Genomic DNA, 22,967 nt, shown 5'->3' with positions numbered 1-22,967 from the left:
GTGTTCAGACGGTCCTGAACGATGCGTCGCGGAGACGCAGCTGGCTGATGAATCCGGTTTCCGGATCGGTCCACGAGCCAAATTCCAGCACGCCCCGCGCCGTAATCGGCGCGTTGTACTGCACGAATGTCTGCTTGGAAGAGAGATAGACGACCATGATGTTGTCGGGCCAATCGGCATCGGAAGAGCAGAACGGGCAGAGCGACATCGGGATTTCCGTGAGCACGAAGAAAGCGGCCTCGGCCTTCAATGGCGGCGCCATGAAGCCATTGATGGCGACTTCCCTGCCGCTCAGCTGCTTCACCTTGTCGGAAAATTCGAGCCCGAGTGGGCCGAAGCTCTTATAGAGTTCGCCGAAGCCCAATGTCTCGGCGGCATTCGCACGTGCCGCAATGCCCATGACCGGCAAAATCGCGGCAGCGGCCAAGAAGCCCCGACGATTGATGGTGGCGATCCTGTCCCCGGACATCGCATATCCTCATGAAAGGTGAACAGACAGGCGGCCTCGAAGCCGCCTGTCATGGTCATACGATCTGTAACAACTTACATCTTTTCGGAGCCGAACGCGAAAGTATCGGCCAGCACACGGTAGACGTCGCTCTGTTCCATGTAGCCACGGAAGCCTTCGGCGCCGGGACCAGCCGCCTGCAGCACGACATCATCGACGGCGTGGACACCGCTGTCTTCGTCCCGCGGAATGTTGCCCTGCACGAAGACGGCACCGGGCACGTCCTTGTAGGCTTCATTGGCGACGTATTCCTTCTTCTCGTTCTGAACGGCCGGCACGAAAGGACCATCGAGCTTCGGGCGGAAGGTCTCGTAGTGGTCTGGACCGTTGTTAGCGGCCATGAACAAGCGACGCGAAACGTCGACGCGATCCGGATAGCCGTCGCCATCCTTGTCCTCATAGTTCGGGAAGCCGGCAGCCGCATAGGTGCCGACCTTCTCGCGCATCTCGGTGCCCTTCTTTTCGTCATCGACGGTGCCGATGATCGAAACGCCATGCGTGTGGTCGCCGGTGACGACAACAAGCGTATCCGGATTCTTGGCCTGAAACTCGCGGGCGACGGCAACGGCCTTGTCGAACTCGATCGTTTCGACCAGAGCGCGATCCCAGTCGAGCGGATGGCTCATCTTGTCGATGGAGGCACCTTCCACCACCAGGAAGAAGCCTTCCGGGTTCTTGGCAAGCTTATCGAGCGCGACCTTGGTCATGTCGACCAAGCCCGGCTGGTTCGGGAACTTGTCGACGGTGCCCTTCTTCAGGAATTCACGATCGAGCGTGACGTCAAGGTTGCCGGTGTGGAAGAGACCAAGCAGCTTGTCCTGGTTGGAGCCTGCAGCCGTCGCCAGTTCGTTCTTGTCGGTGGCAACCGCGTAGCCGGCATCCTTAAAGAGCGCGATATAGTCCTTGTCGTCCTTGCGCTTGGAGCCAGGAACGCTCTTCGCCAGGAAATAGGCCGAGCCGCCGCCGAGCAGGACATCCGGCTTGACGTCGTACATCATGCCGACGATCTCCGCCTTGTCGCCGCGCTTGCGGGTATGGGAAACGAGCGCTGCCGGCGTCGCATCTTCGACTTCGGCCGTGGTGACGATGCCGAGCGACTTCTTACCGGTGCGGCGCAACGCCTCGCCGATCGTTTCGACCTTCGGGTCGTCCAGGCTTGCCGGCGTACGGTCGGCGTAGACGCCGAGGGCGTTGACGGCCGACTTGTGGCCGGTCATGTAGGCCGACATGGTATTGGCGCTGTCGGTGGCAATCGCAGAGGTCGAGGAGGTGCCGATGAAGGCGACCGGCGGGATATCGTCCATGGCAAGACGGCCATTGGCCTTTCCTTCGGTCATGCCCTTGGACATGATGCGGGCGCCGGTTCGGTGTGCAACAGAGAGGCCGTCGCCGAGCAGGAAGATGATGTTCTTCGCCTTCGGCGTGGCCGACGTGCCATAGACATCCCAGTTGACGGACTTCTTCTCGTCGCCGGCCGAAACCTCAACCTTGTACTGGCCGGGCTTTGCGAGCTTGATGCCGCGCAGGATCAGGGCCGATCCGAGTACCTTGTCTTCAGCGCCCTTCTCTTCTGCGACGAAATCAGCCGCCTTGCCGAAAACCGCGTCGTAGCTTTCGCCGTTGACCGTGACCTTCACGTCTTCCGGCTTGACGACCTTGCTGAATTCCACCTTGAAATCGAACGGAGAGCCGGCGAGTACCGTTGCCCGGTCCAACGGATAGACTGTCGCTGCATGGGCTGCGCCGGACATCAAGGCCGCAGACATCATGGCGAGAAGAAGTTTACGCATTTATACCCCCTGCGTTTGGTTGCTTCCCGCTCCCCACTTATAAAAGCCAGATGACAATCACGTAAAATGGAGTCAACTTTCTCAACCGCTAATTCCAAAACGACGATCGATAAGTAAGATTGATTGTGTGTGCCGCATCTAAAATGCCAGCCGAACCTACGGATCAATTCGACACGATCCGCGCAACCTTCGCCATGCAAGCTAAGCCGACATTCATGATGTCAAACTTGCCATCCTCATAAGATAAGCGAATACTACACACGCTTCGTGAGGATTCTCAGAGTTTTGCGCAATGGATGAACAGCTCGACAAATTGGATCTGCGTCTGCTGGAGGAGCTTCAGAAAGACGGCAGATTGACGAACAACGAGCTCGGCGAGCGCATTGCGCTTTCGCCGTCGCAATGCTCGAGGCGACGCACGAGGCTGGAGGCAGAAGGCTATATTCGCAGCTACCAGGCCAATCTCAACCGGCAGAAGCTGGGGCTGGACATGCTCGTCGTCATCTCGGTGACGCTTGCCACCCACAACAGGGATAATGCCCGCCGGTTTTCGCAGCTCATCAACGGTCTGCCGGAGGTGCTGGAAGCCTATGCGCTGACAGGAGAAATGGACTATCACCTGAAGGTCGCCACCCGCGGGCTTACCGATCTCTCCCGTTTCGTCAACGACGTGCTGCTTCCGCATGAATCGGTCCAGCATGTGAAGACGGCAATCGTCCTCGATACTCTCAAGACCTTCGAAGGATTTCCGATCGCCCTGCCGCAAGGCTGACATGGCGCCGGCGTTCGATGGTCGTCGTTGCGCGGCCCTGCCCCACCCGGGATCAAGGGCAAGTTTTGAGGGCTTGCTTTCGGCGCATGCAGCCTTTCCAATCACGCCAAAGACAATATCCTTGGCGAGGACAGGCTTGCATGACCGGCACGGACGTACAGACGCGGCATTTCGAAGAATTTGCCGAAGTCCTGCTCAGATGTAATCATCTATACCATCCCAGCAACGATTCCATTGCCTTGCGCAATGCTGTCGAAAGCAGGCGCCAGATCGAGATATTCGACTATAGTCGTTCCGCCGATGCCTTCACGCGTGCGTTCGGAATGCGAAATTCACTGAAGTGCCTGCAGGTACTTACCAGCCTCGAAGCAACGGTCCACAAATATAGAAGGGTATGCGATCTCGGCTGCGGCTCAGGCGCCTTCAGCCTTGCCTTTGCCTATCTTGCCGGAAATCCCGAGCTCGAGGTTTACGGGCTGGACATATCCGAACATCAGCTCGCTCTCGCCAGGGAGCTGATGTCAGCGGCTGGCCTGCCGGGACGTTTCCAGTTCGAGCAACGAAGCCTGCCGGCGCAGATCGGCTACCTTCCCGACCTGACGATCTCCTCTTACTGGTTTTGTGAAAATGAGCATGTGATCGATGATCCGCTGCTGTTCGACCTTGTGGCCGGACAGGAGATATTGATCGTCGATTATGAAACGATCATCGGCCGCATCGCGACCTGTCTTCCGAAGGGATTCCATATTCTCGCGCGGCATACCGCCCAGGTCGAAATTCCTCCCGCCCTGGCTGATTTCGTCGCGCAGGAAAGGGCAAGCGTTTACGGCATCCATATCGGTCGGACCAACATTTAGACGCTACGTGACATTGCCGTCTTTGCAAAATGCACGCGAACCCTTGAAACGCCAACGTCGGCTTCCCAGCTATTGGCCAACCCGCTGGTCCGGGCCCCTCTGGTGAGAGCCGTCGGCGCTCTTGCGATGTCGGACCTTTCCGACACCGCGCCGACAGGGGTCTTCCGACATGGAAACGTCTTTACTCTTCGTCGAGTGGCTGGGAAAGCCGCTCTGGATGTGGGTAAGCTTCCTTGCGCTCGTCATTGCCATTCTCTCCTTCGATCTCGGTGTGCTGCATAAGGAAAACAAGGAGATCGGCGTCGGCGAGAGCATCAAGCTCTCCGTTCTCTACATCACGCTCGGCCTCGCCTTCGGCGGCTGGGTATGGTGGTATCTCGGTGCCGATTCCGGCCTGGCCTACATGACGGGCTTCGTCGTGGAAAAGACGCTGGCTCTCGACAACGTCTTCATCATTGCCCTCATTTTCGCTTTCTTCGCCGTGCCTCGCCTCTATCAGCACCGCGTGCTCTTCTGGGGTATTCTCGGCGTCATCGTGCTGCGCGCGATCATGATCGGCGTCGGCGCGACGCTGGTGGCCGAGTTCTCCTGGCTGCTCTATGTTTTCGCCGCCTTCCTCATCATCACCGGCATCAAGATGCTGGTCGTGAAGAGTGCCGAGCCCGATGTCTCGAAGAACCCGCTCGTGCGTTTCATGCGCAATCGCTTCAACGTCACCGACAACCATCAAGGCGAGCGCTTCTTCGTCAAGCAGCCGCATCCGCAGACCGGCAAGATGGTCTGGTTCATCACGCCACTTTTCATGGCACTCGTGCTGATCGAAGTCGCCGACGTGATTTTCGCCGTGGATTCGGTTCCTGCGATCTTCGCGATCACCACCGATCCGTTCATCGTCTATACGTCGAATATTTTCGCGATCCTTGGCCTGCGTGCCCTCTATTTCGCGCTTGCCGCCATGATCCACCGCTTCCGGTACCTGAAGCCCGCGCTCGCCGTCGTGCTCGTCTTCATCGGCTCGAAGATCTTCGTCGCCGATATGCTGGGTCTCGAAAAATTCCCGGCCGCCCTCTCGCTCGGGATCACCTTCGCCGTCATCGCAAGCGGCGTCGGCTGGAGCCTGCTGAAGACGCGCAACAAGACCGAAAGCGCCTGATACCGTGAGGTGCCCCGCTCGGGGCACTCCCCTCCCCGCTTCAAACAGATTTCCGACAAGGTACAGACATGATCTCCAATCTCCTCGCAGCCCTTTTTGCAACTTTCGCCCTTGGCCCGCTTCAAGCCGAAATCGAGCGGCATGCCGCTGCCGCCGGCCAACCTGTCGGGATCATCGGGCAATCGCAGGCATGTCTCTCGTCGGAGGTCCCGGCGCTGGCGCAACGCGCCTCCGAAGACACTTTCTGGACGATTTCCACCGTCATCGGCCTGTCGACCGGCTGGAGCAGCCCTGCCGATCTGCTCGACAAAAGCAATCCGGACTGCGCGCCCGTCATCAGGCTTATCCAGGGAAAGGGCGAAGGTGTCGATGAAGCCTGACGCTTTGTGCAATCAAGAAATTCCGGTGACCTCATCTGGTGATGTCCGATGACAGAACAGACTGCCGATACGACTGGGCATGATGACAGGGCATCCACTCGCCTGCACCATCTTGCCAGGCTCGCCCATGAGCAGGACGGCATCTCCATCGGCGAGGTGCTCAGCGGCCTCGGGCACACGAGCATGGCCTTTGCCATCCTCTTTCTGTCGCTGCCGGCACTGATCCCGATCCCAGGACCGTTCGGCATCGTCTTCGGAAGCGCTCTCGCTCTGGTGGCGGTGCAGATCGCACTGGGTCGCCGGACGATATGGCTACCGGCCTTTCTCAGCCGACGCCGGCTTTCGCCCGCAGTCGTGGAACTCATCGTACGCTACAGCGCGCCGATCCTCGCCAGGGTCGAAACCGTCGTTCGTCCGGGCCGTCTGGCCGCTTTCACGGGCGGCACCATGCAATGGCTGCTGTCCTTTCCGATCTTCCTGCTGGCCGTCGCCATTGTCCTTCCGATTCCGCTCGGCAACTATATGCCGGTCGTTGCCCTCGTAGCGATCTCGGTCGCCCTGATGGCACGGGACGGATTGCTGATCCTTGCGGCGCTGTTCGTCTCAGCACTGGCCTTCGTCGCCACGGCCGGTCTCATCCAGTTGGCTTTCACCGGTCTGAATGCAATCGGATCGTAAGCACCTTATCCGGTGAGGAAGACAGCGGATGATTTTGCGGCCAGTTGCCGCGCTTGTCCGCAATAGCCTTTTCGGGTCTTGCCAATAGCGGCAAGCCTGCCATCTATGCCAGCGGCGCATTTCCCAGCCATTAGGTTCCGGCCTGTAAAATCATCAGTGCAGAGGATTTCATCGCATGCCATCAAAGCCCCCGTCATTCGTCCGCATGATTGCCCTCGGCAGCTCCGTCGCCATCGCGCTTGGCGCGCAGACGGCGGCGGCGCAAGAAATGCCGGCTGCCCCTCAGTGGCCCGACACGCCGACCTCGCGTCTGGAAGCACTGGCGATCCTGCAAACCCTGAATGCCGATCTCCTCAGCAATGCCAGTGCCACGCTGACGCTCGATCGCTGGTGTGCTGCGCATAAGCTTGCACCGGAAGGCTCGAAAATCGTTGCGCAGCGCGTGCGCGGTCAGGACAAGCCGGCCGATGATTCAATCCGGAAGCTGCTCGCGGTCGGACCTGACGAACCTGTCGCCTATCGTCGCGTTCGCCTGGCTTGCGGGGATCGTATTCTGTCCGAGGCGGACAATTGGTACGTGCCGGCAAAGCTCACAGCCGAAATGAACAAGTCGCTCGATACGAGCGACATCGCGTTCGGCCGTGCCGTTCAGGCTCTCAATTTCACCCGCACGAACCTGTCGGCAAAGCTCCTTTGGTCGCCGCTCCCGCAAGGATGGGAAACCGGCGCCGATCTGCCGCCATCCGGGAGCGGGTCTCTCGCCTTGCCTTCCTTTCTTCTCGAACACCATGCCGTGCTGAAGCTGCCGGATGGAACACCATTCAGCGCACTGATCGAAAGCTATACCAGCCGGGTGCTGGACTTTCCCGCTCCCCATCTGCCATCGCGATAGGTTCGATCCCGCGCAAAAGCAAACTAGTCGCCGCTCACTAATGCGCAAACCTTTCTCGGCCTTCCATTGAAAGAAGCTCCTCCCGAGCAGTTTGAAACATTGAAGTAAGGTTTCCTTCGGCCACGATGTAGTAGCTTCATCGGCAATATAGGGTGGCGTGATGGTAGTTTTGGACAATGGTTTTTTCTCAAGCTTCGACTGCAGTCATCGGATGGGCGCGATATTTCTGAGCACCTTTCTGATGCAAGCGGCGGTTGTTGCAAGCTTCACCGCACATGTACGCAGGCCGAACCGCTATGGACCTCCAGTAGAAATACTCGACGAAGGCCCGCTCTTCACCCGCCGGCGGATTATAGTCTGGAGCGTGTGGGCAATGATCTTCACTCTGGTTTCGGGAACGTCCGCCCTTCTGCGAACGGTTACTGCGGTTTTGCTGGATTCAACATCGATCATCGAAACGAGTTGCATCGGGCCTTTCCAGAGCGAATATAGGCTCGATCGCACCAAGCTGAACGTCATTTTTGGCCACGATCCGGACTGGCTCGTCAAACGTCCGCTGGAAACAGGCTATCTAGCGATCACGCAAAGCGAGATGCCGCGGCCGATATTCATTCATTTGAACGGTCGTCCTGGCGCGAAGGAACTTATCGAGCTGGCACCAGAGGCAATGGCCGACTATGCCCGCTATCGACTGAGCCATGGAGCTCGTTAGGATTCTTTACCTTTAGCGTAATATCGCAGGCTTGAACAACCGTCCCTCCGGCAAGCCCAGGGCCTTTCATATGCACAACCCTGCCCGAACTCCGCCATATTTGCGCCGCGATCGCTGAAGAAGGCTGGCGCGAACAGGTGGAGTATATCAACGGCAGGCAACAATTCTCTGTGGCTGCCGCGATTTCCGGCATCTGTTAGGATCTCGTTCAGCAAAGCAGCGCACAAGTATGAGTTCTGGATCTAAGCGTTTGGCAGGCGAGCTTGTGGGGCAGGCAGGCTGTCAACATTGCTTTTGACGGCAGCAGCGAATGCCGACCCAGAATATTTGATAGGAGAACTAATTCCGTGCGGTTGAGATATGCCCTTCGAAGCGTCCCCCAGATGCTCAGCCTTTGCTCCCTCGCCCTCGTCATTCCCGCAACATCGCAATCCCTGGCAGCCACCCGGCAGCCGGACATTCCGGCCTGGCTCGGAGCCTATGTCGGTACCGGCGACGGGCAGATCGCTCAACCAGTCCTGCAAAGAGCCCGCGCGCTCTATATGCGGAAGGTGAGCGAAGGCACCGTCAAGAATCCCTGCTATTTCGCCATGGACGCAACTCGTCCAAACACTCCAAATGACGGCAAGTCCGCGGGCCGCTTTTACATCGTTTGCGAGGCGACACAGACGTTCCGTGTCGTTTCATCCGGCCACGGCAGCGGCCGCGATCTCAAGGGCGTCGTCGATTTCGGCAACGGCCGCATGTGCGCCAAGAACTTCGGTAATGCGATGGACTCGAACCTGACGACGGGCGGTTCCTATGTGACGGAGGAGACGAAGACGACCTTCAAGGGCTACTACAAGCTCTCACAAACCAAGGAAGCTGCCTATCTTCGCACGTTCCTCCAGTTCGATGGCGAAGGCGAGACCGCGAATGCTCGCGAAAGGGCGATCGGCGGACATGCGGCCGCCAAGGTTGCGGGCATATGCATGAAGAAGGATCCGCAGAGCCCCTACGCCAACCGGGACGGATATGTTCCGCTCGGAAAGCTGGTGGAATATGCCGGCGGCCGTAGCGACGGCTGCACCAGTTGGGCGGCATCGGATGCCAATCAGATCATTTCCATGGTGAAGGACAATCCGACGACGCTCTACATCTATCCGGAGTCCTCGGACATCAAGGCGATCGCCAAAGCCGTTGCGGCGGGGCGCTCTCCGGCCCAATCCGGATTGTATTGGAACGACTCCTGCTTGAAGGAGATCGGCACGCCTAAGTTCTGGCCGAAGGAAACCCTCGAACCGATCATCGTGCAATACAAGAAGGACCATCCGGCACCGCCTGCCAAGCCGATCCCGATCTGCGACCAGCCGTGATGGTGGCCGAGAGCTAAATCAGGAAATTTGACAGGTGACGGCCGGGATCATTGCCGCGCCTGTTTAAGGGAGCCGGGATGCATTTCTCCTGTCGCGTCCAAATGCCTGCGCGGTAAGCTTGCCTGTGGATACCACAGTGCCGGATCGACGCGAAAATATATGGACATTTGCCGGTAAAAACGGCATAAAAACTTTAGATCGGCGGACGATAAGAACGTCTCCTATGACTTTTTCGGCTGACTTGGCTGAATTTTACACAATCTCTAGCCGATTGATTTCATTGAGATAAAGCCTCAATCAGAAGCTATCCCTCTCTTTCCTGCCGTTAGCCCTATAGGAGGGCCGTGCGCCGTCTTTCGCATCAACCAAAACCGTGGTCGATGCGTCTCAGCAGACTTCATCAGGTCTGCGTTAAACCAGCGCTCCGTATCGAGCTTAGGCGGATCGGATATCGATCTTTCCACATGGAAATTGAAACCGGCTAGGCCACCTTTGGCGCGGTCGTATTTGCCCGCAGAAGGCTCATAAGCATGGGACCGATCGCAAACTCTCCTTTCTCCGTTCGCCGGGTCAGATCGCGAAGATAGCCGCCGGCTGAATTGATGTATGGGGCGCGTTGGAGGATGCAGGCGATGACGGTGGCAGCATTTTCTGTCCCCATGATCCTGCAGGCCTCCTGATAGGCTCCAGGGCTGATATCGAGTGTTGATTTGACGATGATCGAGGCTGCAAGCAGATCACGCCAGTTGTTGATAGTCCCTGCTGGTCCATAGGACATGATGTCTGGACAAGCGCGGAGAATGAGATCCAGTGGGAAGGACTTTAGCTCCATCGCAGTCTCGTTACGAGCTTCAACGCGAAAGCTGCGCATTGTTGAGGATATTGGTTCGATAACGCCCGGAGATGTTGCCGCTTCGGGCGTCTGTGGTGTTGTCCGTGAAAATACGGTCTCGTCCAGTGGCATTTCTTGCTGTCCGGCCTCGGTTTCAGATTCAATTAGGGATTCGGAGTCTGAATTCTGTATGTGCCGCTCATTTTGATAGGGATTGCCGCTTAGTTTCGTGGCTTTTACATGTGTTTCCAATTGGTTGATGATTTGGTCGTGCAGGCGGCAGAGTTTATCCAGGAGAACGTCCAGCTCCATTGCGGTGGGAGATCGCGAAACACCGTCAATCAACGCACGGAAAGCCACGTAGACGGCTTCCCAAGGGCCTTCCACAGCTTCGGCAATGGCAGTTTCGATCAGTTTGGCGATATCGCGTCTGTGGAGGCTAATACGCTCGCGCAAGCTCTGCATATGGAGCCGTTCGGCCGCAACCCGAGCGGCGAGATGCTCGATCTCTTCGGCGCGTGCGAGAAGAGGCGCCAATGAGAAGCCATAGGCCTCATTGAGGTCCCCTGCCCTGCTCCGACGAGCATAACGCTTGCCGTTGGGGCTATCCCTGCGTACCAGAAGCCCGGCAGCGATCAACGCAGCCAAGTGGCGGCGAATGGTCTGCTCGGCCATCCCATGGGCGCGCAACGAGAGCTGCGCGTTCGAGGGAAACACGATCAGGTTGGCGTCATCCGATAGCTCGTTTTTCGGATAGAAGCTTAAGAGCGCATTGAGAACTGCAAGCGCACGATCTGTCACCCCGAGAAGAGGCTTAGCTTCACAGAGCGCGCGATAAATCTTCCATTTGTCGACGGACTTGATGCGCTTCCCATGCTCGGCTCGTCTTTGAGCCATCAACATGGCAAGCGTCATCGGCCGCCGCCCAAAAGGCGTCGTCACATATTCGGCTTCCATTTTCTTTCACCTACGTTGTGGCAAAAGAAGACAGCTCACCAAAACGGCGTCAAAGACTCTTGACTGTGATTCGGGGAAATGCGATTCTCGATTTGCTTAAGATCAGAGAAGGGCTTCCACGACGACGTCGTTTGGGGGCCTTTTTCTTTTGCGGGTTACGTTTCCTTTCCTTGCTGAAACTCGTTGAAGAGAGATTGCAGTCTCTCCTGCACGAACTCGTCAAAACCGGGCGCAGCCTTGCTGTCGAAAACAAAAGTGGCGCGCGCCGGCGTTCGCTTAAAGGTTACCGGAACTCCGGCTATGGATGAGGGAGCTGCAGTGCTCTTGCCAGAAGCGGGCTTACCTGTTGCCAGAGCCAGTGCCTGCTGGAAGCGCTCATCGCTAGACATCTTCCGATAGTTGTCCGCGGACAACTCGGCAATGATCGGCTCGGAAGCGATGCTCTCAAGACGTTCTCCCAGTTCCAGCCAACGTCTGCGGCCGATTTCAGGAGCAGGCCCGATCGCGCTGATAAGCGGCAGAGGCACCTGTCTCGTGACGATCAGCATCTTGGAAAGCGCTGCCTTGTCCACACCGAGTGCGGCCATGATGATATCGCGGCCGAAACCACGCTGCTCGAGGCGCAACGCAAACAGCGCTCGCTCGACATAGGAAAGATTGGTGCGTGCGCTATTTTCCTGGCCCTGACTAACCACCAGCTGGTCATCCGTGAGCTGACGGACGACAGCGCGCACTTTGATGCCGAGTTCCTTCGCGGCTGCCAGACGACGATGACCGTAGGCAACCTGGAAGCGCCCCTTGGACTCCGGATGCGGCCGCACAAGGATCGGAACCTGCTGGCCGTGCTCGCGTATTTGCTCAACCAGTTGGCCGAGATCAATGGGATCTATTTCGAGGCGATCGGTAACGAAGGATCCGTCGATGACATCGGGATCGATGTCGACGACCGTCTGCCCTTCCGCCAACTGCCGTTCGAGGTCGCTGGCGCGCTCCATCTTCTCCGTGATGTTTCCGAGTGTCCGCGTAATGCCGCCCACCGGACCACCACCCCTCGCCTGCGGCAGGAAGCCTGCAATCGGACGATTGTCCTTTGCCGCTGGCGCATCCGTGCGCGCCGTGTTCGGCGCCGAGATTTCAAGAAGGTTTTTGCGCGCCATCTATTTATTTCCTTCCCCAGGTCAGGCGAAGATGCATCTCGATCTCGCTGTTGACGAGATTGAGCGAATCCAGAGCCCGGTCGTAGGTACCCCTGGTGAATTGGGCACGATCGACCTCATAAAGCGTTTGTTTGGTGACACCGGCATCGGCGACGGCCGTCGATTTGACCATGGCATTCTGCAGCATGCGATTGCCGAAGATGGCTCTCATAAAGCCTGTCATCTGGCTTTGCGGCCCGTCGTTCGGTTCGAAACGAGTGACGAGATAGCGCATCCAGTCGTAGCTGGTGCGCCCGCCGGCATTCTCGACCACGGACATAAGCTCGCTCGTCATTGTCAGGAACTGCGACATCGACATGACGTCGAGCATCTGCGGATGAACGGTGATGAGGATCGACGTTGCGGCGCAGAGCGCAGACATCGTCAGGAAACCCAGCTGCGGCGGGCAATCGATGACAACGACATCGTAGAAACTTTCGATCTCGGTCAGAACCTCACCAATGCGAGCAAAGAACATAGTCTCCGCACGACCTGCCGCCATTGCGCGCGGCGTTTCGTGCTCGAACTCCATGAGCTCGAGATTGCCGGGGATCAGATGCAGGTTCGGCGTATAGGTCGAGCGGACGATATCGGCGATTGGACGCGGCTCTTCATAGCGGATGGCGCCATAGAGAGTTTCATTTTCACCGACATCGAGTTCCGGCTGATGACCGAAGAGGGCAGACAAGGAGGCCTGCGGATCGAGATCGATGGCCAGCACGCGATAGCCCCTCAGCGCCAGATATTGGGCGAGGTGAGCGGCGGTGGTGGTCTTGCCCGAACCGCCCTTGAAATTCATGACCGAGATGATCTGGAGCTTTTCCGACCCTCTGCGCCAGGGAACATATTTGGGTGTCCCGTTGCGCTCATCCAGTACCTTGCGGATGCGGTCCATATCCTCGGCGGCATAAAGCCGGCGCCCATTGGAAAGCGGGTCGGGTCCATGGCCTTCGGCTGCAATCTGGCGAAGATAGCCCTCACCGATGCCGATGAAGGCTGCAGCTTCGGCCGGCGAAAACATCCGCATAGTTTTCTGTGACTGAGGCGGGAAGATCTTTGCCTGATGTTGCTGGAGCTGATAAGACAATTCCTGCGCATCTGTCGCCAGAAGCGTTGGAAGGTGCTCTTGATCTTCTTGTAGCACGAGACTCGGCTGCATGGTTGTTTTCCCAATTAACTGCGCAATTGTGACAGAATGCTACTGAACTACGCAGTTACAATATGCTCCGATTCGTGTCCGTTTTACAAATGCTTAGATAAAAGGCAGTTTTTGATGCGTTTTTACGCATCAACAGCGTGCAGCGACGTTCGATCCGATGCCGCTTTACTATTTCGGCGATTTAGGTGCGGCCGATCTGGATAGCGATTCGCATCCCGATTTTCATGGACGAACGGCGAGTGGTCCGCGGACCACTTTCGCTGAAGGCCAACAGGATTCTGGATTGATCGCGTCCAAGCGTGTCACTTCATGAATGAGCTTGATGGGCCGGTAGTCCGCGGACTACTGGGACGCAGCCGGAGCTGCTGTCAATTGCATCGCCGCACCACCACGCCAAGGGCGCAGCGTTTCCATTACGGTCGTTACAATGAAGGCGAGGAGGATATGAGGCGATGCGCCCAGGCGCATCAGCGGGCGGCGCGATCGGAGCGTCGGCCGAGGAGGGAGGCTCGAATGAGTTCTGCTTTGCTCAAAGCTGGCGGTGGTGGCGGCTCTTCGCGTTGGGCCGCAGCCTTAGCCTGCGTTTGGCGCAGCGTGATCAGGCGCTGCTGTGCGGCAAGCCTGTCTTCGGCCGAAAGCGGCTCGACGGGATTGCCGGCAAGATCGTGCCGCATGGAATCCGGCTGGGCGCAGGCATGATAATATCGTTTGGAATGCAGAAACGCGCTGGTGGAGCGACGCAGAGACATGACTGGCACGTCAGGTTTCAAAAGCGGACGGATTTCATTCCAGAGGCCAAGCGCAAAAGGACGGATAGGGTCGCCGGCTTTGGCGGGTAGGATAGCGATGGGGCGAAGCAAGAGCGTGTTGATCGCGGCTGCCTTCTTGACATCGAGTTCGGTCGCCACGATCGGCTCGCGATTGGTTGTCCAAGGTTCTTCCATCAAATCGTTCCTCTGCGTGCAATTCCATTACGGACTGATTGTGAAGTGATTTTGACGGGATGGCAAAGAAATCTGTCCCGCTTGTTCGCCCTCACGCCAAGCCGACGTTCATATATGAGATGGTGCAGCCTGCAGCAAGTTTTTGGTTAACGAGATTTTTATAGTTGGACGGCTAGCTTTCGCGAAGCCGCGATAGGTAGCGCGTACGCGGCGCATCTTCCCTCAATCCCGAATTTGTAACAAGCTGCCTGCGAAAATGTCGCAGGGTTCTGGTTTGCGCGGGTTGGTGTGTTCAAAAGGGGAGGGGCCTTTTATTCGGGCGGCTGCAAACCAAATGCTAGCGGAGCAAGTCACGGTCAATAGGCGATGGGTCGACGGTACTCCTTATATTTGCGGTTGTTCAGGTTGCCTGGTGAAGCTGCGTCCTTCGAATGGTCCGCGCGGCGTGGTGTAACAGAGTATTGCATGGGTTTGGCCTTCGCTGCTCCACGCCAGCGGTTGGCTTCAAATGTCCGAGGCTCTTCATTGCAATTCTCCGGCGCCGAGTAGCATCTTTCATCGGCAAGGCAGCGAGGGAGCATTCGTATTTGAGGGATGCTGCAGACGGAGAAGCGGTTGCAAGAATGAAGCCATCGAGGGCAGGGGCGGGTATCGCGCGGGAACGCGCAAATCGCGTCTTGCGTCGTCAAGCCAAACCGATGCCCTTCGGTCCATTGAAGAGGGCTGCTCTATATCAGGGTGCGTTTTCTCGCAGGTTGAAGCACATTCCGCAACCGTCGTCATCTAATCTGTGAGCCCGGTAAAAAATCTGGAGATAGTTGCTATGGGCGGCTTGGCTGGCGGCGATCGTAGCGGTAGATACAGCAGCACGGTCGACACGATCCAAGTTCGAACGGCTCGTCAGTCATTGGGGGAAGTCTTCTTGAGCATAGCAGCATCCCTTTCACTGGGCGTCGTTGTTTCACTCACGCTCGGTTCGAGTGCGTTTGCTTTCGACAAAGCTTCCTTCTTCGACGCCGCCCTTTGCAAGCCGCCTTATTCGACTGCCAGCACGACAAAGATGTATGATGAGGCTGAAAAGCTCGCGAAGGCGGATACGTCGCTCATGACGGCTGCCGTATACAAAATGTCTACGGACTTTGGCCGCCAAGGCTTCAAGACGAGTGAAATCGTCTTCGCCGGAACGAGCTTCGGCATTCTGGTCGAGGGCTTGCGGGCGGACGATCTGGCTAAGACCTATCACCTGACACCGGATGGGCTTGGCAATCTCCTCGGCACCGCAACGAAGTCATATGGGCGCGCTTTGCGCAAGGCTGAGCAGCCCGCGGCCGAGATGGGAGTAGTCTCCGTGGTCGCCCGCGAATCCGCGGCCTTCCCGGGCAAGACCCTGCTGGCTTGCGAGTTCGTCTCGCATGAAGACCTCGAAGCCATGAAGAGCATGCAATCACCGCCGAAGTAGTGCGCGCCAGGGTATGGGGCCGCTGCTTTTTCCTACGGTTGGAAGGCAACGGCAATGGTCCTCCGCGGAAGAGGAACCTTGGGGCGCAATCTGTTTCTCCGAAGTGGCTCTCGGTTCGAGAGTTCGGTATCGGGTCTCTCGGATTGCCAAACCCGATTGCAGAGATGCTGGCGTGTGGCGGAAGCAAAATCTTAAATAGCTTCGGCTAAGCGAAGTATTAACCATAATCTCAAGCTATTGTGAAACCTGCGGTTTGACGCTTCCATGCAGCAGCAACGTACGTGGGGCAAATTTCTGGCAATGCAAAACCGCCTCGCTTTGCGCAGGCGGCTTTCAATTGCGATGGATGGTGAAACCTGTTTATCTAATGAGAAATTGCAAGTGGCTGGACAGCAAAAGGCTGCGTTTGAGATGGCCCCTTATCTACTATTATTTTTCATCTTTGTCACATGCGGCCTCGTCAATATGACGCGCCCTCGCAATTCTATTAGACCAGTGAGTGACCGAGACATCGAAAACGCTTACAAAGCTGCTTTCAAAATTGAATCCAGGGAGACGGTAGAGCGACGAAAGCTCGTAGGCCTCCTTTTGGTGATTGCATTGCTAATCGACATGCTCCTCATCGTGTGGATAGTTCGCTTCGCCTAGAAGGTGGGCTTGCTAAACGGGGACGGGGTGCCCAAGTGCGCGGGGTGGCGCCATCTCACAAATTATGTGGGATAATCTGGAAAGCGCATTTATGTCTCCAAATCTGCTTCACCTATCGCAGTATCGGTTCGTCGAGGAGAATTCCAAGCTGCTAGCGCTCATGATATGACCGATGTGCTGCAAGTTTGCGCCAGCGGATTACCCATCTCCCCTCAACACGGAATGGTGCGGTCAGCTTCAGATCACGCTGAAGCGGCGTCATATCCTTTCCGACCAAGGCGTCCACCTGAGGGCAAATACGTTTCCCGGCCCATGCACGGCGGCGAAGAGCAGTCCCGCTACGAAAACGAAGTGATCCACGAAGAAGCCGAATTCAGCTTGGTTGCCGGCCCAACGGCCCGGACCATGGAATGAGAATCCAAGGAAGATGACATACACGGCTGCAACGAGCGTAGCCGGGACGAACAAAGCACCGGTCAAGAAAGCAACGGCAAGCAGCACTTCAAGGATTGCGGCACACCAAGCCAAGAATAATGGAAATGGAAAGCCGGCGGCAGCGATGTAGCTCGCAGTCGCGCCCATATCCATAAACTTGAACGAGACGGCCATCACAAAGACGGCGGTGAAGATGAGGCGCGCGATGAGAACGGCGGCTGTCTGCCAAATTGATTGAGCGTTTTCCACGATATCCCTCCAGGTTGACGCGGTTGATATTCCAAGGACGGCCAACCGAAGGTGATTCCGACAGGGAGGATGAGAATTATTTGCCGGACTCCCGTGATTGTCCGCTTATGCCGGAAGTATGGCTCGTAATGACGTAGCGATCGTTCTCGTCGAGTGCGTCCGGATCCACCAGAACGACGGAAGGCTCTCCGGCGCCGGATATCAGAATGAAAGAATAGGGATTCGTTGTCTCGTCGTTGGCAACCAGGAGCGATCTCTGGAGCAGTCGTGCCAGTTGGCTGGCAGCGTCCAGAAGAAGCGGCGGGTGCAGATCACTGGAGTGATAGATGCTGATGGTCTGCGAATAGTCATCGAAAGCTTCCGACGTCACGAGGCATGTTGCCGGCATATCCGCGATTTGCACTATGTCGTGGATTACGTCCACGCTGTCGGTATCGACACTGAGTACAGTCGCGATGGAACGCCGCAGAAGATCATCGTCAGCATGCTTTTCAAGAGCGGCATCAAACCAGATCATTGTCCGCGGTTCCGATTTTCAGGATTTATGTCACGCAGGCGCCTTTATAGCCAAAGCTCTTCCGTCGCTTCAAAGTTCGAAAACCAATCAGAGTCGTGGTCGCTATTTGCGTCGCATCGCAAGACATGTCGTCATCGACGATTACGACGTCATCATCCACTCAATCAAGGCATTCTGGGCATGAAGCAAAAATGCCTTGGCCAATCGGCTTTGGCAGGCTGTATGCAGCATTGCATCCGCCGTCAGTTCCTGACCTCTCGTGACTGGCGGGCATGGCAAAAAGATAGCGCCTTGCTTTCCTTCGTTGAGAAGCGAAGCCGACACCCGATACTCAGCCAACGCATCTTCTTCTGCGTCCGTTGGCCATGAATCGGTAATGATGACGTCCGCATCGAGCAGATGGCGAATGTCCCTGCTGCTTTCAAAATTCGAGTTCAGAAGGTCCGGGTCGGCGACGTGCCAGCGCTCCGGATAGACCTGGACGACGTGCATCGGCATCGATCGTGATGCCTCGACCCATGATCTCAATATATTGGCGTCTGGCGCAATTCCGACAACCTTGAGGCCATCAAGCGTTCCTCTTACCCTCTTGATATAGGCAAGATCGCCAAGCGTTTCGCAAGGGTGGTTGGTTCTTGTTCGGGCATTGATAACGGGTGCTTCTGCGGCGGCTGCAAGCTCATGTAGAGTAGCAAGCTCTTTTGTCCTGACGACAAGAAGATCAAACCAATTATCGAGGTAGCCCGCTAGATCGGCTGTGGGTTCGCGAGTACTGAAGCTGATGGGAGGTTGAGCAGATATGCCGCCCATCGCCTTCACGCCGAGATCGAAAGCGGTCGTGTTTCTCCATCCCGTGTCGTCGACAATGATGCCTACACGCTTGCCGAATAGGGCTTGTGGCATCGTGCGTTCATGCCAATGCTTCGCAAGTTGGTCCGCCCGGTCAATAATCCCTAGGATAACGCTCGGGGGCAACGAGTGAAATTCGAGAAAATCTCTGTTCGACATAAAACTCATAGCGTGTCCAAGGTTGAATTCGGCAGCTTTCTGCAACGGAGGCGAGGCGTTTACCCTAGGCAGTTTTCGATCCGGCGCAATGGCGGAGAAGCGTCAGCCGACCGGTGCTGCCTTGATGCCAGTCCCGCCCATAGTGGTGATCTGCTTTCGGCGAAGACTTATCGCAGATGCTGCTTTTTCAAGATCTTTAGCAGCCCCATTGGCAAAATCTTTAGATCGTTCGGAGTATTGAGGCGGCAATGCTTTCCGGCTGCTTTGGTAGTTTTCGATGATCAATGAATTAGATATGCCGACGGTGCTCTTTCTCCAAAAGACATCCTATATCGCTGGTGCGGTGACTTTGGGTTATCTGAAATATAGCTCGAATGAAAGCCGCGGCGTTGGTCTGCTTGCCTCAAGTTTCGTAATTCTCGCTGCGGCATCAACATTGGCCGGATATGCCGAAACCTATCCGGCATTCTATGCGCCTCTCAGCCTTATCAATCTCGTTTGCGCCGTGCTTGGATATTCGCTGCTCGGCTCATCTTTCGTAGTGATCAGCGATCCCGACAGAAAGGTGATACCGGCTCTTGCATTGCTGCCTGCGCTGCTGACTTTGCTTGTCGGAGCTTTCACGGCATTTCATTTGAACAATACATATCGGGCGGTGACATTCAATTTCCTCGGCAGCGTGATGCTTGCCGGCGCGGCGATCGTCATATTCAAGGATTCCTTCCGCGAACCACTGCCGATCAGAAAATTCGTTGCCGCAATATTATTGGCCTGCAGCCTGCTATCGCTGATAATGGCCTTCGAGTTCTCGTTCCATTCCTTTGTCCTTCTCGATGTGGCGAGCGGCTTCCTGCTGATGATCCTTTCCAAGTTCGTGCTGGCGCTGTCGATCGTCATTTTCATAAGCGAGCGCCAACAGATAAAACTCAGACAAACAGCCGAGCGAGATGGCCTGACCGGTCTTTATAATCGCCGCTTCTTCAACGAGAACGCTTCCGCACGGCTTCGCGATGGAGATGCCATTCTTTATCTCGATATCGATCACTTCAAGCATTTCAATGATCGCTGGGGCCATGCGGCGGGAGATGAAGTTCTCGTTGCAGTATCGCGAACGATAGAGGCGATCCTGCCGTCGTCCGCCATTTTCGCGCGGCAGGGAGGAGAGGAGTTCATAATCTTTCTTCCTTTGAAAGCAGGAGAGCCGCTTATCCAGGCCGAGCGCATTCGAGAAGCTGTTCAGCGAACCCGATTTCCGGATCTCGGTGCCGATGTGGTGGTGACGACGAGCATTGGCATTTCGAAGGTGAGCCGGGAATGCAGGTCTCTTGCCGAGCTTTGTCGCGAAGCGGATCGTGCCCTCTATCTGGCGAAGGCAGGCGGACGAAACCGGGTCTGTGATGCGAGCAGCAACTTTGTCGCTGAAGTTTACGTTCGCTCGGCGTAATCCTCGATTTTTGGTAAAGGCCCCGAATGCCGGGAAGCGGCGTTGATTTAGCTGGCATGCCCCTTTATTTCTCACGCTGAAAGAAGAGGTCAGTTAGCTATGGATAATGAAACAAGCCTCCGAAACGAGCGCAAGCGCGGCTCCGGCGTGAAGGTGGTCTATGATATCCTGAGGGACGAAATTCTGGATCTCGAATTGCCGCCTGGCAGCCCCATCGACGAGGTGCAGCTTTCCGAACGCTTCGGCATGTCGCGCACGCCGATCCGCGAGGCGCTCGTGCGGCTGGCAGGCGAGGGGCTGATCGATACGCTGCCCAACCGCTCGACCATGGTCTCGCAGATCGATTTTCTCAACATGCACAGCTATTTCGATGCGCTGGTGCTGATGTATCGGGTGACAACGCAGCTTGCCGCCAAATATCACCGTCCGGAAGATCTCGAAGGTGTGCGCGCGCTTCAGGCTGAATTCGCCGATGCCGTCGAAGCGCAGGATGCGCTCGCCATGATCTCCACCAATGCTGCGCTTCATCTCGCGATCGCCGAGGCTGGCCGCAACCCCTATTTCACCAGCCTCTTTTCGCGATTGCTAGATGAGGGCCGGCGCCTCCTGCGCCTCTATTACCAATCCTACGACGATCGTCTGCCGCGTCGTTTCGTCGAGGAGCACGATGAAATCATTGCCGCTGTCGAGGCGCGGGATACGGAACTTGCCGAGCGCCTTGCGCGCGAACATGCTGAGCAGATCGTCGCCCAAATCCAGAAATTGCTGATGCGCGGGGATCGTCTCGACGTCAGTCTTTGATTTGCATATTTCTTGTCGACAAAATAAATACAAAGGTATATCAATGCTGCGAAAACGGTGAGGCGCGGCGGCGGATGCTGCTGGGCTGATAGCCGATCCACCCCCGGCCCAAGAGGATAGAAAGATGAAGTCCAGCATTTTCTCCGGGGTGATCCCGGCCTTGATGACTCCGTGCAAAGCCGATCGCAGTCCCGATTTCGATGCGCTGGTGCGCAAGGGCAAGCAGTTGATCGCCGAGGGCATGTCGGCTGTGGTCTATTGCGGCTCGATGGGCGATTGGCCGCTTTTGACCGATGCGCAACGCATGGAGGGCGTCGATCGTCTGGCCAAAGCGGGCGTGCCCGTCATCGTCGGCACCGGCGCCGTCAATACGGCATCGGCCGTAGCCCACGCCGCCCACGCCCAGAAGGTCGGTGCCAAGGGGCTGATGGTCATCCCCCGCGTGCTGTCGCGCGGCTCGGTGATCGCTGCCCAGAAGGCGCATTTCAAAGCGATCCTGTCGGCCGCACCAGATCTTCCGGCCGTCATCTACAACAGCCCCTATTATGGTTTTGCAACGCGCGCCGATCTCTTCTTCGCGCTACGCGCTGAACATGCCAATCTCGTTGGCTTCAAAGAGTTCGGTGGCCCGGCCGATATGCGCTATGCCGCCGAAAACATCACCAGCCGCGATGATGACGTGTCGCTGATGATCGGTGTTGACACGGCGGTCTTCCACGGCTTCGTCAATTGCGGTGCAACCGGCGCCATTACCGGCATCGGCAACGTGCTGCCGAGGGAAGTCATTCATCTCTGCAACCTCGCCCAGGCCGCAGCCAAGGGCGACGTCGATGCACGCCAGCGCGCGCTCGAGCTGGAGCAGGCGCTTGCCGTTCTGTCTTCTTTCGATGAAGGTCCGGATTTGGTTCTCTTCTTCAAGCATATGATGGTCCTGAAGGGAGATAAGGAATATGAGCTGCACTTCAACGAAAGTGACGTCTTGAACGATAGCCAGCGCGGCTATGTCGAGGCGCAGTTCAAGCTTTTCAATACTTGGTATGCCGAGTGGAGCAAGCTTCCGGGTGCCGTGGAAAAGTACAAGGCCTAAGCTCTTACGATAGCTTAGATGCAAGATGGGAGAGGCCCCGCGGGGCCTCTTTCATTATCTTCCGTCGGCCGCCACTTACATTTGGTTCAGACCACTGCGTCTAGGCCGAGTTCCTCAAGGCGATCGAGTTGCCGGATTTCCTCCGCTGTCAGCGGGATACCGTCCTTTTCCGCGCGAGCGCGGGCGGCAAAGCGGCGTTGCGACGGCAGGCGCGCGCCTTGGCCGACAATCGCTTCGAACAGCACTTCCGCACGGGCGAGCGGATTTCCAGGTCGACCAGCAGCGAAGGCCTCCGGCGAGAAGGCGACGATGAGTTCACCATGCCGCGGTGCGAAGGCCGTGGAGCCGAGATAATCGAGCGCCTCGCGGCTGGTGAAGTCGCCGATCATGATGCCGGCCAGAAGCTCGATCATCGTGCCGATCGCCGACCCCTTATGCCCCCCGAACGGCAGCATTGCGCCGGCCAATGCCGCCTCCGGATCCGTGGTCGGTTGGCCCTCGGCATCGATCGCCCAGCCCTCGGGGAGGGGCTTGCCGGCGCGCCGATGCAGTTCGATCTCGCCGCGGGCGGCAACCGAAGTCGCGAAGTCGAAGACGTAAGGCGGATTATCGAGGCGCGGCCAGCCGAAGGCGAAGGGATTGGTTCCGAGGAGCGGCGCTGTGCCTCCGGCGGGTGCCACCGTGGAATAGCTCGGACACATGGCAAAGGCGGCAAGGCCTCGATCCGTCAGGGCTTCCACCTCCGGCCAGAGCGCTGCGAAATGCGTGCAGTCGTTGATGGCGAGTGCGGCAATGCCGAAGCGGCGAGCCCGTTCGGCAAGCACAGGCATGCCGAGCTCGAAAGCAGCATTGGAAAAGCCGCTCTTGGCGTCCACCCGCACGATGGCGGAATCCTCACGCTTTTCCAGCAGCGGCACCGCATCCGGCCGCGCCTTGCCGGCCTTGACCGCACGCAACACGCCTTCGATGCGGTAGATGCCGTGCGACTTGCAGGCGTCACGTTCACCGGCGACGATCACCCGCGCGATTGCACCGGCCTGCTGCGCATTGATGCCGGCTATTAAAAGGATCGCTTCGACACGGCCTCGCAGCGCATCAGGCGTCAGGGTGATCACGTCAGTCAATTTCGGTTCT

The 22,967-nt window shown here is 57.2% G+C and carries 24 protein-coding genes; 13 read left to right on the top strand and 11 right to left on the bottom strand.

The features are described 5' to 3' along the window. Positions 1-4: 4 nt before the first annotated feature. On the bottom strand, positions 5-469 hold the full coding sequence (locus AC13RC_RS20255) for a hypothetical protein (protein ID WP_113350711.1): 465 nt from the start codon (positions 467-469) through the stop codon (positions 5-7). Positions 470-543: 74 nt separating this feature from the next. Then, positions 544-2,298, bottom strand: coding sequence for an alkaline phosphatase (locus AC13RC_RS20250; RefSeq protein WP_488558264.1), 1,755 nt, complete (start codon positions 2,296-2,298; stop codon positions 544-546). 292 nt (positions 2,299-2,590) lie between these two features. Between AC13RC_RS20250 and AC13RC_RS20245 the strand changes: the two genes are divergently transcribed. The 8 genes from AC13RC_RS20245 (at position 2,591) to AC13RC_RS20210 (ending at position 9,097) form a co-directional block, all read left to right on the top strand. Continuing rightward, complete coding sequence (locus AC13RC_RS20245) at positions 2,591-3,070, top strand: Lrp/AsnC family transcriptional regulator (protein WP_488558263.1); 480 nt, start codon at positions 2,591-2,593, stop codon at positions 3,068-3,070. 140 nt (positions 3,071-3,210) lie between these two features. Continuing rightward, on the top strand, positions 3,211-3,927 hold the full coding sequence (locus AC13RC_RS20240; RefSeq protein WP_145319123.1) for an SAM-dependent methyltransferase: 717 nt from the start codon (positions 3,211-3,213) through the stop codon (positions 3,925-3,927). A 169-nt stretch (positions 3,928-4,096) separates the two neighbouring features. Further along, on the top strand, positions 4,097-5,080 hold the full coding sequence (locus AC13RC_RS20235; protein WP_488558262.1) for a TerC family protein: 984 nt from the start codon (positions 4,097-4,099) through the stop codon (positions 5,078-5,080). Between the two features lie 68 nt (positions 5,081-5,148). Beyond that, positions 5,149-5,460, top strand: coding sequence for a hypothetical protein (locus tag AC13RC_RS20230; RefSeq protein ID WP_113329502.1), 312 nt, complete (start codon positions 5,149-5,151; stop codon positions 5,458-5,460). 48 nt (positions 5,461-5,508) lie between these two features. Beyond that, positions 5,509-6,138, top strand: coding sequence for an exopolysaccharide biosynthesis protein (locus AC13RC_RS20225; protein ID WP_488558261.1), 630 nt, complete (start codon positions 5,509-5,511; stop codon positions 6,136-6,138). A gap of 175 nt (positions 6,139-6,313) precedes the next feature. Beyond that, positions 6,314-7,030, top strand: a complete 717-nt coding sequence (locus AC13RC_RS20220; protein ID WP_488558260.1) for a hypothetical protein — start codon at positions 6,314-6,316, stop codon at positions 7,028-7,030. A gap of 373 nt (positions 7,031-7,403) precedes the next feature. Next, the gene (locus AC13RC_RS20215; protein WP_285772581.1) at positions 7,404-7,742 is read left to right on the top strand and encodes a hypothetical protein; all 339 of its coding nucleotides are present in this window, start codon (positions 7,404-7,406) and stop codon (positions 7,740-7,742) included. A 347-nt stretch (positions 7,743-8,089) separates the two neighbouring features. Next, positions 8,090-9,097, top strand: a complete 1,008-nt coding sequence (locus tag AC13RC_RS20210; protein ID WP_183808840.1) for a hypothetical protein — start codon at positions 8,090-8,092, stop codon at positions 9,095-9,097. Between the two features lie 481 nt (positions 9,098-9,578). Here the strand turns inward: AC13RC_RS20210 and repC are convergent, their stop codons facing one another. The 4 genes from repC to AC13RC_RS20190 form a co-directional block, all read right to left on the bottom strand. Beyond that, positions 9,579-10,886 carry a plasmid replication protein RepC gene (repC, locus tag AC13RC_RS20205; RefSeq protein WP_488558259.1) on the bottom strand — a complete coding sequence of 436 codons (1,308 nt, stop codon included), beginning with the start codon at positions 10,884-10,886 and terminating at the stop codon, positions 9,579-9,581. A 155-nt stretch (positions 10,887-11,041) separates the two neighbouring features. Then, entirely contained in the window at positions 11,042-12,043 is a 1,002-nt protein-coding gene (gene repB, locus AC13RC_RS20200) for a plasmid partitioning protein RepB (RefSeq protein ID WP_488558258.1), read from the bottom strand. 4 nt (positions 12,044-12,047) lie between these two features. After that, entirely contained in the window at positions 12,048-13,241 is a 1,194-nt protein-coding gene (repA, locus tag AC13RC_RS20195; RefSeq protein WP_069610191.1) for a plasmid partitioning protein RepA, read from the bottom strand. Between the two features lie 467 nt (positions 13,242-13,708). Beyond that, on the bottom strand, positions 13,709-14,185 hold the full coding sequence (locus AC13RC_RS20190; RefSeq protein ID WP_113329495.1) for a ProQ/FINO family protein: 477 nt from the start codon (positions 14,183-14,185) through the stop codon (positions 13,709-13,711). A 922-nt stretch (positions 14,186-15,107) separates the two neighbouring features. Between AC13RC_RS20190 and AC13RC_RS20185 the strand changes: the two genes are divergently transcribed. Then, entirely contained in the window at positions 15,108-15,644 is a 537-nt protein-coding gene (locus AC13RC_RS20185) for a hypothetical protein (protein ID WP_488558257.1), read from the top strand. Between the two features lie 264 nt (positions 15,645-15,908). Continuing rightward, the gene (locus AC13RC_RS20180) at positions 15,909-16,292 is read left to right on the top strand and encodes a hypothetical protein (RefSeq protein WP_488558256.1); all 384 of its coding nucleotides are present in this window, start codon (positions 15,909-15,911) and stop codon (positions 16,290-16,292) included. A gap of 258 nt (positions 16,293-16,550) precedes the next feature. Here the strand turns inward: AC13RC_RS20180 and AC13RC_RS20175 are convergent, their stop codons facing one another. The 4 genes from AC13RC_RS20175 to AC13RC_RS20160 all read right to left on the bottom strand — a co-directional run bounded on the left by AC13RC_RS20175 (position 16,551) and on the right by AC13RC_RS20160 (position 18,786). Then, positions 16,551-16,976 carry a DoxX family protein gene (locus AC13RC_RS20175; protein ID WP_488558255.1) on the bottom strand — a complete coding sequence of 142 codons (426 nt, stop codon included), beginning with the start codon at positions 16,974-16,976 and terminating at the stop codon, positions 16,551-16,553. A gap of 76 nt (positions 16,977-17,052) precedes the next feature. Next, on the bottom strand, positions 17,053-17,493 hold the full coding sequence (locus AC13RC_RS20170; RefSeq protein ID WP_488558254.1) for a hypothetical protein: 441 nt from the start codon (positions 17,491-17,493) through the stop codon (positions 17,053-17,055). Between the two features lie 141 nt (positions 17,494-17,634). Then, positions 17,635-18,510, bottom strand: a complete 876-nt coding sequence (locus AC13RC_RS20165) for an ornithine carbamoyltransferase (RefSeq protein WP_488558253.1) — start codon at positions 18,508-18,510, stop codon at positions 17,635-17,637. A 93-nt stretch (positions 18,511-18,603) separates the two neighbouring features. Next, a complete protein-coding gene (locus AC13RC_RS20160) occupies positions 18,604-18,786 on the bottom strand; it encodes a hypothetical protein (RefSeq protein WP_145634858.1) in 183 nt (60 codons plus the stop codon). Here AC13RC_RS20160 and AC13RC_RS20155 point away from each other — a divergent pair. The 3 genes from AC13RC_RS20155 to AC13RC_RS20145 all read left to right on the top strand — a co-directional run bounded on the left by AC13RC_RS20155 (position 18,779) and on the right by AC13RC_RS20145 (position 21,833). After that, the gene (locus tag AC13RC_RS20155) at positions 18,779-19,945 is read left to right on the top strand and encodes a GGDEF domain-containing protein (RefSeq protein WP_488558252.1); all 1,167 of its coding nucleotides are present in this window, start codon (positions 18,779-18,781) and stop codon (positions 19,943-19,945) included. The genes AC13RC_RS20160 and AC13RC_RS20155 overlap by 8 nt on opposite strands. Positions 19,946-20,044: 99 nt before the next feature. Beyond that, positions 20,045-20,746 (top strand): GntR family transcriptional regulator, encoded by a 702-nt coding sequence (locus AC13RC_RS20150; protein WP_113350726.1) that lies wholly within the window; start codon positions 20,045-20,047, stop codon positions 20,744-20,746. 124 nt (positions 20,747-20,870) lie between these two features. Next, a complete protein-coding gene (locus tag AC13RC_RS20145) occupies positions 20,871-21,833 on the top strand; it encodes a dihydrodipicolinate synthase family protein (RefSeq protein WP_488558251.1) in 963 nt (320 codons plus the stop codon). Positions 21,834-21,919: 86 nt separating this feature from the next. Here AC13RC_RS20145 and AC13RC_RS20140 read toward each other — a convergent pair whose 3' ends face one another. After that, complete coding sequence (locus tag AC13RC_RS20140) at positions 21,920-22,957, bottom strand: Ldh family oxidoreductase (RefSeq protein ID WP_488558250.1); 1,038 nt, start codon at positions 22,955-22,957, stop codon at positions 21,920-21,922. Between the last annotated feature and the right edge of the window lie 10 nt (positions 22,958-22,967).

Source organism: Martinezella sp. CNPSo 3890 (assembly GCF_057784455.1).
The sequence above is the reverse complement of the archived record's forward strand: the minus strand, read 5'-3'. Positions and strand labels throughout refer to the sequence as shown.

Coding starts and splice junctions, on each gene's coding strand:
- AC13RC_RS20220 (WP_488558260.1), top strand. CDS start 6,314: ATGCCATCAAAGCCCCCGTCATTCGTCCGCATGATTGCCCTCGGCAGC.
- repA (WP_069610191.1), bottom strand. CDS start 13,241: ATGCAGCCGAGTCTCGTGCTACAAGAAGATCAAGAGCACCTTCCAACG.
- AC13RC_RS20245 (WP_488558263.1), top strand. CDS start 2,591: ATGGATGAACAGCTCGACAAATTGGATCTGCGTCTGCTGGAGGAGCTT.
- AC13RC_RS20150 (WP_113350726.1), top strand. CDS start 20,045: ATGGATAATGAAACAAGCCTCCGAAACGAGCGCAAGCGCGGCTCCGGC.
- AC13RC_RS20225 (WP_488558261.1), top strand. CDS start 5,509: ATGACAGAACAGACTGCCGATACGACTGGGCATGATGACAGGGCATCC.
- AC13RC_RS20240 (WP_145319123.1), top strand. CDS start 3,211: ATGACCGGCACGGACGTACAGACGCGGCATTTCGAAGAATTTGCCGAA.
- AC13RC_RS20180 (WP_488558256.1), top strand. CDS start 15,909: ATGCAGCAGCAACGTACGTGGGGCAAATTTCTGGCAATGCAAAACCGC.
- AC13RC_RS20255 (WP_113350711.1), bottom strand. CDS start 469: ATGTCCGGGGACAGGATCGCCACCATCAATCGTCGGGGCTTCTTGGCC.
- AC13RC_RS20215 (WP_285772581.1), top strand. CDS start 7,404: ATGATCTTCACTCTGGTTTCGGGAACGTCCGCCCTTCTGCGAACGGTT.
- AC13RC_RS20250 (WP_488558264.1), bottom strand. CDS start 2,298: ATGCGTAAACTTCTTCTCGCCATGATGTCTGCGGCCTTGATGTCCGGC.
- AC13RC_RS20170 (WP_488558254.1), bottom strand. CDS start 17,493: ATGATCTGGTTTGATGCCGCTCTTGAAAAGCATGCTGACGATGATCTT.
- AC13RC_RS20145 (WP_488558251.1), top strand. CDS start 20,871: ATGAAGTCCAGCATTTTCTCCGGGGTGATCCCGGCCTTGATGACTCCG.
- AC13RC_RS20190 (WP_113329495.1), bottom strand. CDS start 14,185: ATGGAAGAACCTTGGACAACCAATCGCGAGCCGATCGTGGCGACCGAA.
- repB (WP_488558258.1), bottom strand. CDS start 12,043: ATGGCGCGCAAAAACCTTCTTGAAATCTCGGCGCCGAACACGGCGCGC.
- AC13RC_RS20230 (WP_113329502.1), top strand. CDS start 5,149: ATGATCTCCAATCTCCTCGCAGCCCTTTTTGCAACTTTCGCCCTTGGC.
- AC13RC_RS20165 (WP_488558253.1), bottom strand. CDS start 18,510: ATGAGTTTTATGTCGAACAGAGATTTTCTCGAATTTCACTCGTTGCCC.
- AC13RC_RS20235 (WP_488558262.1), top strand. CDS start 4,097: ATGGAAACGTCTTTACTCTTCGTCGAGTGGCTGGGAAAGCCGCTCTGG.
- AC13RC_RS20155 (WP_488558252.1), top strand. CDS start 18,779: ATGATCAATGAATTAGATATGCCGACGGTGCTCTTTCTCCAAAAGACA.
- repC (WP_488558259.1), bottom strand. CDS start 10,886: ATGGAAGCCGAATATGTGACGACGCCTTTTGGGCGGCGGCCGATGACG.